At 70.5% G+C, this 10,272-nt stretch carries 13 protein-coding genes; 9 read left to right on the top strand and 4 right to left on the bottom strand.

Going from position 1 to position 10,272, the window contains the following annotated elements; genetic code table 11:
• Positions 1 to 58: 58 nt before the first annotated feature.
• From WD250_01870 to WD250_01850, 5 genes are all read left to right on the top strand, one after another.
• A complete protein-coding gene (locus WD250_01870) occupies positions 59 to 1,453 on the top strand; it encodes a mercuric reductase (protein ID MEX2618942.1) in 1,395 nt (464 codons plus the stop codon).
• A gap of 294 nt (positions 1,454 to 1,747) precedes the next feature.
• Positions 1,748 to 1,966, top strand: a complete 219-nt coding sequence (locus WD250_01865) for a hypothetical protein (protein ID MEX2618941.1) — start codon at positions 1,748 to 1,750, stop codon at positions 1,964 to 1,966.
• Positions 1,967 to 2,218: 252 nt separating this feature from the next.
• Entirely contained in the window at positions 2,219 to 2,437 is a 219-nt protein-coding gene (locus WD250_01860; GenBank protein ID MEX2618940.1) for a transaldolase family protein, read from the top strand.
• 46 nt (positions 2,438 to 2,483) lie between these two features.
• Positions 2,484 to 3,422 (top strand): glycogen debranching enzyme N-terminal domain-containing protein, encoded by a 939-nt coding sequence (locus WD250_01855; GenBank protein MEX2618939.1) that lies wholly within the window; start codon positions 2,484 to 2,486, stop codon positions 3,420 to 3,422.
• On the top strand, positions 3,320 to 3,889 hold the full coding sequence (locus WD250_01850) for an amylo-alpha-1,6-glucosidase (protein MEX2618938.1): 570 nt from the start codon (positions 3,320 to 3,322) through the stop codon (positions 3,887 to 3,889). Before WD250_01855 ends, WD250_01850 begins: the two co-directional genes overlap by 103 nt.
• Positions 3,890 to 3,935: 46 nt before the next feature.
• Here the strand turns inward: WD250_01850 and WD250_01845 are convergent, their stop codons facing one another.
• Positions 3,936 to 4,136: a hypothetical protein gene (locus WD250_01845; protein ID MEX2618937.1), complete on the bottom strand. Its 201-nt coding sequence runs from the start codon at positions 4,134 to 4,136 to the stop codon at positions 3,936 to 3,938.
• Here WD250_01845 and WD250_01840 point away from each other — a divergent pair.
• Both WD250_01840 and WD250_01835 read left to right on the top strand, forming a co-directional pair.
• A complete protein-coding gene (locus tag WD250_01840; GenBank protein ID MEX2618936.1) occupies positions 4,122 to 4,337 on the top strand; it encodes a hypothetical protein in 216 nt (71 codons plus the stop codon). The two genes, WD250_01845 and WD250_01840, sit on opposite strands and share 15 nt — an antisense overlap.
• Complete coding sequence (locus WD250_01835; protein MEX2618935.1) at positions 4,328 to 4,780, top strand: hypothetical protein; 453 nt, start codon at positions 4,328 to 4,330, stop codon at positions 4,778 to 4,780. Before WD250_01840 ends, WD250_01835 begins: the two co-directional genes overlap by 10 nt.
• A gap of 322 nt (positions 4,781 to 5,102) precedes the next feature.
• Here the strand turns inward: WD250_01835 and WD250_01830 are convergent, their stop codons facing one another.
• Both WD250_01830 and WD250_01825 read right to left on the bottom strand, forming a co-directional pair.
• The gene (locus tag WD250_01830) at positions 5,103 to 5,846 is read right to left on the bottom strand and encodes a flavodoxin family protein (GenBank protein MEX2618934.1); all 744 of its coding nucleotides are present in this window, start codon (positions 5,844 to 5,846) and stop codon (positions 5,103 to 5,105) included.
• Positions 5,847 to 5,908: 62 nt separating this feature from the next.
• Entirely contained in the window at positions 5,909 to 6,631 is a 723-nt protein-coding gene (locus WD250_01825) for a thiamine pyrophosphate-dependent enzyme (GenBank protein MEX2618933.1), read from the bottom strand.
• Between the two features lie 458 nt (positions 6,632 to 7,089).
• Here WD250_01825 and WD250_01820 point away from each other — a divergent pair, with 458 nt between their 5' ends.
• The gene (locus WD250_01820) at positions 7,090 to 7,245 is read left to right on the top strand and encodes a hypothetical protein (GenBank protein MEX2618932.1); all 156 of its coding nucleotides are present in this window, start codon (positions 7,090 to 7,092) and stop codon (positions 7,243 to 7,245) included.
• Between the two features lie 96 nt (positions 7,246 to 7,341).
• Positions 7,342 to 9,060: a thiamine pyrophosphate-dependent enzyme gene (locus tag WD250_01815; protein ID MEX2618931.1), complete on the top strand. Its 1,719-nt coding sequence runs from the start codon at positions 7,342 to 7,344 to the stop codon at positions 9,058 to 9,060.
• Between the two features lie 75 nt (positions 9,061 to 9,135).
• On the opposite strand, the gene WD250_01810 is transcribed toward WD250_01815, so the two are convergent.
• Entirely contained in the window at positions 9,136 to 9,765 is a 630-nt protein-coding gene (locus WD250_01810; GenBank protein ID MEX2618930.1) for a hypothetical protein, read from the bottom strand.
• Positions 9,766 to 10,272: the final 507 nt, after the last annotated feature.

Here is a 10,272-nt window from a genome sequence, read left to right as displayed (position 1 = left end):
GCGCCGGCCACGAGGACGCCAACACGACCAACGAGAGCTTCGACCGGGAGGAGCGGTGATGACCCGACGCTACGACACCCTGGTGGTCGGCGGCGGCATGGCCGGGCTGCCCATGGCGTTGCGGGCGGCCCGTCACGGCACGACCGCGTTCGTCGAGCGTGAGCTGCTCGGGGGCACGTGCCTGAACCGTGGCTGCATCCCCACCAAGGCCATGATCGCCTCGGCCAAGGTCGCCGCGCAGGTGCGCCGCGCCCGCGACTTCGGCGTCGAGACCAGCGTCCCGCGGGTGCACCTTGGCGAGGTGGTCGACCGCAAGGACGCCCTGGTCGATGACATCCGCTCGGGCTCCTACAGGGCGGTCGGCAAGGCCGGCACGCTCGATTTCTTCGAGGGCGAGGGCCGCTTCGTCGCCGGCCGCCGGTTCGCCGTCGACGGCGAGACCATCGAGGCCGACCGGATATTTTTGAACACCGGCACCCGCGACGCGCGCCCGCCCATCGACGGGCTCGACGCCGTGTCCTACCTGACCTCGCGCAGCATGCTCGACCTGCGAGCGTTGCCCGCCCACCTCGTCGTCGTCGGTGGGGGGTTCATCGGCTGTGAGTTCGCGCAGATGTTCGCCCGCTTCGGCGCCCGCGTCACGATCGTGCAGCGCGCCGAACGGCTGCTGCCCGCCGAGGGACCCGACCTGTCCGCCGCCGTGCTCGACGGCTTCCGCGCCGACGGCATCGATGTCCTGCTCGCCACGGCCTGCGTGGCTGTCGAGCCCACCGACGACGGTGGCGTCCGGGTGTCCTGTGAGGGCGGCGAGCCCGCCGAGGTGACCGGCAGCCACCTGCTCATCGCCGCCGGGCGCGCGCCCAACACCGACCGGCTCGGCCTCGACCACCTCGGCCTCGACCACCTCGGCCTCGACCCCGACGAGGGCGGCTACCTGCCGGTCGACGACCGGCTGCACACCCCGCTCGAGGACGTCTGGGCGCTGGGGGACCTGCGCGGCCAAGACATGTTCACCCACACCGCCCGCGACGACGCCGACGTCGCCTACCGCAGCGTCTTCCGCGACCAGGACCGCTCGATCGGCGGGCGGATCGTGCCCCATGCGGTGTTCTGTGATCCCGAGGTCGCCGCGGTCGGGCTGACCGAAGCCAAGGCCCGCGCCGCCGGCCACGACGTCGCCGTGGGCAGCCAGCCCTTCGCCGGGGTGGCCAAGGCCCGCGCCATCGGCGAGACCACCGGGCTGATCAAGTTCGTCGCCGACGCCGCCACCGACCGCATCCTGGGCTGCCACATCGCCGGGCCCGACGCCGGCAACCTCGTCCACGAGGCCGTCATCGCCATGGCCACCGGCGCCACCTACACCGACATCCGCAACGCCATCCACATCCACCCCACCCTCGCCGAAGGCGTCAACGCCGCCGCCGGCGGCGTCCACCGCCCAGCAAGCGACTGAGCCGAGCCAGGGCAGCGGCTTCTGTCGGCGACCAAACCGGCGATCCGGAGCCGGTCGACAACGGCAGGACAGCGGGTGCAGAGCAATCCTCGTCTCGCGGACCGATTCTCGGTCGGGACGACACGCTGGCGGCAGGCTTGCGGGCCACCGTCTTTCGTGGGTCGCTCGACGCACCGTGAACGCCCTGTCGGTGCCGGTACGTCCCCCGGAAGCCGTGGCGCGGATGACCGTGGAGCAGATGCGTATGGTCGACCGGCTCATGGTCGACAGCCCGGGGGTTCGGTGGTACCGACGATGGACAACGCCGGTCACCACGGTCCCGCCGAGGCCCGACGCGCATGCCGTCTCGTGGTGGACGCGCTGCCGGGCACCGCGACGGTCACGCTGGCCGCGGGCAAGCACGCGCTGCGGGCCCACTCCGAGGCGGTGGGCACCCTGTACCTGGGAGACATCGTGTCCCCGGCCACATCCTGGAAGCCGCGGGTGCGCCCGGCCCCGACCCGTTCGGTGTGAACCCCCCTTGTACGGATCGCCGACGCCGGTGACCACGCCTGACGCTCACCGGGTGACGCTCAGCGGCGGTCACGACAAGCCGGCATCCGCCGCCCGCGCAGCGTCGGGCGCGTGCGCCAGTCCGCGACCTGGGATAGCCCGCGACTGGGATAGCCTCGCGGAGGCCGGCATTGCGGCCGCACGCGGATGGAAGGCACACACCATGGTGCGGGTTGTCCCGATGACGTGATGTCACAGAAGGTGGGACCGTACATGGACGCACCGTTGCAGCAGCTGCACGACCTCGGCCAGAGCATCTGGTATGACAACATCCGACGCGCGCTGCTCGACAGCGGTCGCTTGGGCGAGTATGTCCGGGACTACGCGGTCACGGGGGTGACGTCGAACCCGACCATCTTCGAGCGGGCCATCTCGGGCAGCAGCGATTACGACGCGGGCAGACCGGCTGGACAGGGCTCGTCGCCGACCTGATCGTCCAGCGGTACGCGGCGACAGATGACAACGAGGCGGGCGCGTCGTGACGAGCATCGCTCTCGGCCCCCAGACCTGCACAAGCCTGGCGCAGGGGAGCCGGCGCGAGTGGCTCGTCGCCGACGGGCTCGGCGGCTACGCGATGGGCACAGTCGCGGGGCTGCGGACGCGCCGGTACCACGGGCTGCTCGTCGTCGCGACGGCTCCGCCAGCCGGCCGGCACCTCGCCCTGGTCGCGCTCGACCCGGTCCTGGTCATCGGCGACACCCGCGTGGGGCTGGGCACCCACCGGTGGTCCGACGGCACGCTGGCGCCCGACGGGTTCACCCTCCTCGCGACGTTCACCCTCGACGACGGCGTGCCCCGCTGGCGCTGGCAGGTCGGGGACATCGTCATCGACCGTGAGGCCGCCATGGTCCGTGGTCGGCCCGCCGTCGCCGTCCACCACCGCCTCGTTGCGGGTTCGCACCCGGTGCGCCTGGAGCTCGAGGCGCTGTGCACCTGGCGCAGCGCTCACGGGGAACGGTTCGGCACCGGCGCCCCGGACGTCGAACCGGTAGCGGGCGGGTTCGTGTTCGAGCGCCACTACCGGGTCCACGGCCCCGGGTTCGTGGCGGGCGGTGACTGGTACCGCGGGGTGCGCCACGACGAGGAGCTCGAACGCGGACTGCCCGCCATGGAAGACCTGTTCTGCGCCGGCCGGTTCACCGCGGACCTTCACCCCGGTGACCACGCCGACGTCGCTGCCTGGACGGGCGACCTCGACGACCGGCCGCCACCGGCGGCCACACAACACCGTCGACGCCACGCTGTGGTTCGTGCACGCGCTCGGACGGCACATCGACGTCACCGGCGACGACGACCTCGGCGCCGACCTGCTCGGTGCGCTCACCGGGATCATCGACAGCACGTGGCGGGCACCCGGTACGGCATCGCCGTGGATCCCGCCGACGGGCCACCGGCTCCTTCCGGCGACGATTTCTGACAGGTGGTCTCCTGTTCGACGTGGTCGACGGCGCGGAGGGAGACGACGCATCGGTGCGGCCCAACGCCCTGCTCGCCGTGTCTCTGCCCCACGCGCCGCTGCGCGAGCGCACCGTCGTCGAGGGTTGTCAGCGGGACCTGCTGACCCCCCTGGGCCTGCGGAGTCTCGCCCCCTCCCATCCCGCCTACATCGGCCGTCACCGCGGTGACCCCCCCACCCGGGACGGCGCCTACCACCAGGGCACCGTCTGGCCCTGGCTGATCGGGCCCTACGTCGAAGCCGCGCAGAAGACAGGGACATCCGTGGACGGCGCCCTGGAACCGCTCGAGCGCCACATCCTCGAATGGGGGATCGGCTCGGTGTCCGAGACCGCCGATGGGGATGCCCCCCATGACGCGACCGGCTGTCCGTTCCAGGCGTGGTCGGTCGCCGAGCTGCTGCGCGCGCGGCGACTGCTCGCACGCTGAGACCTCCTGCCGCAACCGCCGCGGAGGCGACCCGCTCGCCCCCGGGTCAGCACCTCCATGGCGGTCGCTGGCGCGACCGCCACACCCTGCACAGCAGGAAGGTGCCCTCCTCGCCGGCGAGCCCGTCCTCGCCCCGGTAGCGGTACACCAGACCGTGCGCGTCGGTGAGCTCGCGTTGGGTCGCCTCGATCGTGGCCACCATCCGCGGATCGTCGGGTGGGAGGAACCCGACGTGGGAGAAAAGCAGGCTGGAGGCGTCCAGCTCGCAGCCACCCAGAACCTGGGTGAACGCGCCGACCTGGGCGTTCCAGCCCTGGCGAGGATGGCCGTGCGGATCTGGGCGCGGGTGGTCGTCCGCGACGCGACCCTGTCGGTGGCGCCGAGCAGCGGCGCGAGCTCGATGGTGCGGTCCAGCGCCACCCAGCACACGAACTTTGAGTGCAGGTAGTGGCGCGGTTCGCCGCGGGTCTCCCAGATGCCCTGGTCGGTGTGCTGCCAGCTGGCTGCGGCGGCGTCGGCGAGGCCGACCAGGAACCGTCGGTCGAGGTCGTCGAGGTCGCCGATCTGGTCGCGGAGGCGGTGGACGGCGGTCAGCAGCTCCCCGTAGGTGTCCAGCTGGCGCTGCGCCCAGGCGCCGTTGCCGGTCCGCAGCGGACGGCTGCCCCGCCAGCCGTCGAGCCACTCGAGGGTGCGTTCGGCGAGGTAGCGCTCACCGTGAATGCCGAACATGATCTGCAGCTGCCTGGATTCGTGGAAGGTGCTCGCCACGGTCGTGAGGTAGGTGAGGAAGCGTTCGGCCTGGCCGTGCCCGGCGTCCACCACACCACGGCCGGACCGTCGGCGACCTCGTCGTGGATCCCCCGCTCGTCTTGGAGCAGGCGCAGCGGGTAGGCGACGGGCTCCTCGTCGCCCCCGGTGGCGACCAGTGACCGACTCCAACGCCGGGTCGTCGATCGGGGGGATGCCGAGCGGCGGCCGCACAGATGGGCGGCGGCAGGAACGGTGCTCGCGCTGGCGGCCACCGCCGTCCTCGAGGTCACCGGCATGCTGACAGAGCAGGCCCTCGGGTGCTCGTCACCCACCAACTGACGCGGTCAACGATTGGTCCCACCGGCGACCGGAAGCGCCCGCGGCCCTTGGTCGAGGCAGCACTCGAGCTGCTCTGGTCGGCGACCGTCCCGGCCAAGGCCGTCGAGTTCTCACAGCGCGGCGGTCAGTTCGGCGGCGGGTAGCCGAAGCGCTCACCCTCGGCCCATCGGGGCGGCTGGTTGCCGAAGGCCGGGATGCCGCCGTTGTCCTTCAGCAGCCGTGCGAGGTGGAGCAGGTTCCACGTCATGATGGTCGTGTTGCGGTTCGTGAAGTCGGAATCAAGCCCCACAGGCACGTCGCCTTCCTCCTGGGGGTCGTCGCCGTAGCTGGGACCGGGTCCGACCGGGCCGATCCAGCCCGCATCCACCTGCGGTGGGATGACGTAGCCGAGGTGCTGCAGCGCGAACAGCAGGTACATCGCACAGTGCTTCACGCCGTCCTCGTTACCGGTGATGAGCGCGCCGCCGACCCGGCCGTAGAAGTCGAACTGCCCGCGGTCGTTGAGCTCACCCGAGTAGGCGTAGAGCCGCTCGATGACCTGGGCACACACCGATGACGGGTTGCCCAACCAGATCGGTGTGCCAACGACGAGCATGTCCGCAGCCAGGACGCGTTGGAGGAGTCCGGGCCAGTCGTCGCGCTCGAAGGCGCCGCCCTCGGTCATGTCCACCTGCACGCCCGGTGCGAGCACGTGGTCGACGGCGCGGATGACGTCCACCTCAACACCGACGCGTTCGAGGATGGCGATCGAGCGGTCCATCAGCGTCTGGGTGTGCGAAGGCTGCGGGGACGGTTTCAGGGTGCAGTTGATGTAGACGGCCCTGAGGTCGCCATAGCGTGCGGGGGCATCGTCGGGCAGCGTGGTCATCAATAATTCCTGTTCCTGTTCTGGTGGCGCCTCGTGCAGCGCCGAGTCATCGGGCGGCCGCGTCAGCGTAGCGGAGCGAGGAGGGCATCGAACCCGCCTTCGCGCTGTCCGACGCCGAAGAACTCCTTGATCTTGGCCGTTGCGAACCCGAGCGCCTGAGCGAGTTCGATGCGCGGGGGGGCGAGCTCGTCGGGGTCGATGAGCACGTCAACGACGGTCGGACGTCTCGACGAGAACGCCTGACGCAGCGCGACGTCGAGTTCGCTCGGGTCCTCTACCCGGATGCCCTCGGCACCCAACGCTTCGGCGATGGCGGCCAGGTCGCAGGCGGGGAGGCTGGTCTGCTGCTCCGCCAAGCCCTCGGCTTCCTCCTCGACGGTGATGAGGCGGAGCTTGCGGTTGTCGAAGACGACAACGGTGATCGGGAGCTCGAGGTCGACCGCCGTGATGAGGTCGCTGGGAAGCATCGTGAACGAACCGTCCCCGACCATGGCGACGACCTGCCGGTCGGGGAAGGCCAGCTGCGCCCCGATCGCGGCGGGCAGACCGAACGCCATGCTCGCGAGGTTGCCGGACAGGGTGAGGTGCTGGCCATCGCGGATCGCCAGGTGGCGCATCCACCGGCGCCACCGGCGCATGTCCTGCTGGGCTTCCTCGAGGAACGAGCGGTCCTCGCGCCACTCGATCCGGTCGCGCAGAGCCGTCAACGTCGGCTGGGCATGCCCGACCAGCGGCACCTCGACCGGGTAGCGACGGGTGACCTGGGTGGCCGCATCGACCCCCACGCGGAAGTGTCCGCCCTCGTCATCGAGCAGCCGTGCAAAGACGCTGGGCGAGTCGAAGCTGAGGAACGTCTGCCACTCACCGATCCGTCGGTCGCGACCAGCGCAGCAGAGTTGCAGTCCGACAGCAGGGCGTGGTCGCCGATGGGGCGGATGCTCATCGGCCGCTCAGCGAGGCGCAGAAAGCGCGGCCGGGATGCCCAGAGACGGTGATCAGGTGATCGGACATGGCAGCTCCTTCGTCGCGGAGGTGCTCGAGGCAACCCCTCGACGTCGTCCGTCCTTCCCCGCATCTGTCGGGAGCGATGGATGCAGATCGCCGTCGACGGTGTTAACCAGGGCAATGGCGCCGGTCATCAAGGCATCAAGGCGTCATGTCGACAAGGCATCATCATGACGACCGGGCATGACGGGCACCACAGGGGTCCGTGACGATCATGACAACACGGCAGGATTTCATCATGGGACATGCCACCCTGGGCGCGATGGACATCTACGAACCGATCTGGACCTATGACCGCGACACGCTCCTGCAGGACCTCTCGGCCCATCTGGTCTTCGGGATCGCCACCGGCCTGACGTACCGCATCCTCTCGGGCACATCACGCGATACGTAGTCGGTCGCGGCCAGCCTCCGCAGTCTGGAGTCACCGCTCAGACCGCGACCGAGCGAACCACGTTCGGCGCACGCCATTTAGGGAGAAGTACAGCCTATGTCCTCCACCGTCAGTGACGTCCTGCTCGATGCGATGGCCGCTGCGGGTGTCCGCCAGGTCTTCGGCATCCCTGGTGATGCCATCAACGCCGTCATCGACGGCATCCGGCGGCATCCCGATCTCACGTTCGTGCACGTCCGTCACGAGGAGGCCGGGGCGTTCGCGGCCAGCGCCCAGGCCAAGCTGACCGGCAAGCTCGCGGCGGTCGTGGGCACTGCGGGGCCGGGTGCGGTGCATCTGCTGAACGGCCTGATGGACGCGGCCTTGGATCATGCGCCGGTCATCGCGGTCACCGGTCAGGTGGAGACCGCGAAGATCGGCACGCACGCCCACCAGGAGGTCGACCAGTCCGCGCTGTTCTCCAGCGTCGCGGTGTTCTCCGAGACCGTCGTCGATGCCGGCCAGATGCCGACGCTTGCGGTGCAGGCCTGCCTGGCGGCGCTGAGCGAGCCTGGGGTGGCCCACCTCGCGCTGCCCGCGGATGTGGCGACGGCAGCGGCTGACCCGCTGCCGACGCCGGCACCGGTCCCCGCGGCCAGTCCCATGGCGCCAAGCGACGACGCTCTCGCGGCCGCCGTGGAGGTGCTGGCTGCTGCCGAGAAGCCGCTGATCCTTGCGGGCATCGGCTGTGAGGGCGCCGTCCCGCAACTGGTGGCCGTGGCCGAGCGGCTGGGCGCCCCGATCATCAAGACGCTGAAGGCGAAGGCGCTTCTGGCTGACGACCACCCGCTGACCGTCGGGGGGCTCGGGCTCCTGGGAACCCGCGCGGCGGTCAACGCCGTCGGCGACTGCGATGCGCTGCTGATGGTCGGCACGGACTTCCCCTACACCGACTTCTACCCCGGCCACGACGTGCCCGCTGTCCAGATCGACCGTGAGCGGAGCCGGATCGGGCGTCGGTTCCCGGTGGCAGCACCGGTCGTCGCTGACGCGGGTCCGGCGCTGGAGGGGCTGCTGGAGCGGCTGCCGCAGCGGCAGGACCGATCATTCCTCGAGGGAGCGCAGGAGGACATGGCCCGGTGGCGTCGGTGGATGCGGTGGTTCGAGACCAGCGAGTCGGTGCCGTTGAAGCCCGAACGGGTCGCTGCGATCACCGGTGCCTACCTCCACGACGACGCCATCATCGTGTGCGACACCGGAACGGTCACCGCGTGGACCGCCCGTCACCTCGCCGCACGCGAGGGCCAGCAGTTCACCCTCTCGGGGAACCTGGCCAGCATGGCCTACGGAATCCCCGCGGCGATCGGGGCGCAACTGGCCCACCCGGGCCGGCAGGTCGTCGCGCTGGTCGGCGACGGGTCGTTCACCATGCTGCCCAGCGACCTCATGACCGCTGCCGACCTGGAACTGCCTATCACCGTGGTCGTCTTCGACAACGGCGAGCTGGGGCTGATCACGGTCGAGGAGGAGTCAGAGGGCTTCGCCGAGCAGCAGACCGGCATCCCCCGTCAGGACCTGGCACGCATCGCCGAGGCCTTCGGGGCCGAGGGCCACACGGCCCGGACCCCCGACCAGCTCGACGAGGCCCTCCGCACGGCGCTCCGATCGCCACGACCGTCGGTGGTGGTGGCCTGCGTAGACCCTCACGAGCTGATCATCCCGCCCAAGATCGAGCTGGCACAGGCCCTCGGGTACGCCGAGGCCAAGGTCAAGGAGTTCTTCGGCATCGGACGCCGAGAAGGCGGCTTCGACGTGATCCTCGACATCCTCCCCTGACCTCCGCGACGACGTTGGTGAGGACTGGACGCGACAGGAAGGTTATGGCGTGCGGTTCGGGGTCGTGGGATTGGGTCATGGGTCCGTGGGGGCGTCGGCGGCCGGTCCGGCGTGACGGCGCACGATCAGGTCGGCGACGAGCCCGGTCCAGTCGGTCTGGTGCGATGCGCCCAGCCCGGCGCCGGTGTCGCCGTGGAAGTACTCGGAGAACAGCAGCCGATCGTGCCAGGTCGGATCGGTCTGGAGCCGCTCCGCGGTCCCGAAGGCGGGACGGCGCCCGTGCTCGTCGTCGCAGAACAGCCCGATGAGACGCCGAGACAGCTGGTCGGCGACCCCGGCGAGGTCGGCCTGGTGGCCCGAGCCGGTCGGCAGCTCGACGGTCAGGTCCGCCCCGCTGAAGCGGTGGAAGCGGCGTAGCGATTTGATCAGCAGGGAGTTGAGCGGGAACCACACGGGTCCCCGCCAGTTGGAGTTGCCGCCGAACATCCACGTCGCGGACTCGCCGGGTTCGTACCCGACCGTGGCCCGGCTGCCGGCGAGCTCGATGGTGAAGGGTGATCCGTCGAAGGCGCGCGGGTAGGCGTGCGCGCTCGACGCCGTCGGGTGGTTGCGCGGCCCGGTGCTGTTCGGCGAGGACGCGCTCGGCGAGTCGTTGCTTGTCGCAGGACTCGCCGCCTTGGTGGCACTCGCGGTCTCGATTGTCACGACGGTGAGACGGGAATAGCGGGCCGGCTCTCCCGGGTTGCCAGGGTGTTGCGCGAACGCTCCCATTTCTCCTCCCGCGCGGACGGTGCGGAGCGTCACCCGGAAACAAGTTGCCGGGCGGCGCTCCGCCACTCCCTGTCGACCATCGCCAGGGGACCCCAGGCGATCATCCAGCGTGCGCGAGTTCACCAACCCACAACCACCTGGCGCGGGGTCAGCGACGAACGCAAACGTCACCCCGTTGACCTCTGCGGTGACGATCCCTCGGGTAGCTCGCTGACTGGCACGGCCAGCGCGGCGTCCCCGAGGCAACGGATCGGGGGTTCCTCGCTGATAGCTGATTCCACGCGCTTCCCGTCTGGCGCGTCCCTGGCGGCTCCCAGGGAACTTTGCCTGGGGGTAGGGGCCTGTCCGACGCCGACGCCGACGCTGGCGTGTTCTTCCGCGAGCTGCTCGAGCTACTCGGCGAGGTCTTCGACACCGGCGAGCACGACCGGGTCCGCGACC

It is taken from the genome of Egibacteraceae bacterium, assembly GCA_040905805.1.
Classification (GTDB): Bacteria; Actinomycetota; Nitriliruptoria; order Euzebyales; family Egibacteraceae; genus DATLGH01.
Note: the sequence above shows the minus strand (reverse complement) of the source record. Positions and strands in the feature narration are given on the sequence as shown.

Bases quoted from the DNA above. Each gene is read 5' to 3' on its own strand.
- WD250_01815 (MEX2618931.1), top strand. From the start codon at position 7,342: ATGTCCTCCACCGTCAGTGACGTCCTGCTCGATGCGATGGCCGCTGCG.
- WD250_01820 (MEX2618932.1), top strand. From the start codon at position 7,090: ATGGGACATGCCACCCTGGGCGCGATGGACATCTACGAACCGATCTGG.
- WD250_01860 (MEX2618940.1), top strand. From the start codon at position 2,219: ATGGACGCACCGTTGCAGCAGCTGCACGACCTCGGCCAGAGCATCTGG.
- WD250_01865 (MEX2618941.1), top strand. From the start codon at position 1,748: ATGGACAACGCCGGTCACCACGGTCCCGCCGAGGCCCGACGCGCATGC.
- WD250_01870 (MEX2618942.1), top strand. From the start codon at position 59: ATGACCCGACGCTACGACACCCTGGTGGTCGGCGGCGGCATGGCCGGG.
- WD250_01830 (MEX2618934.1), bottom strand. From the start codon at position 5,846: ATGACCACGCTGCCCGACGATGCCCCCGCACGCTATGGCGACCTCAGG.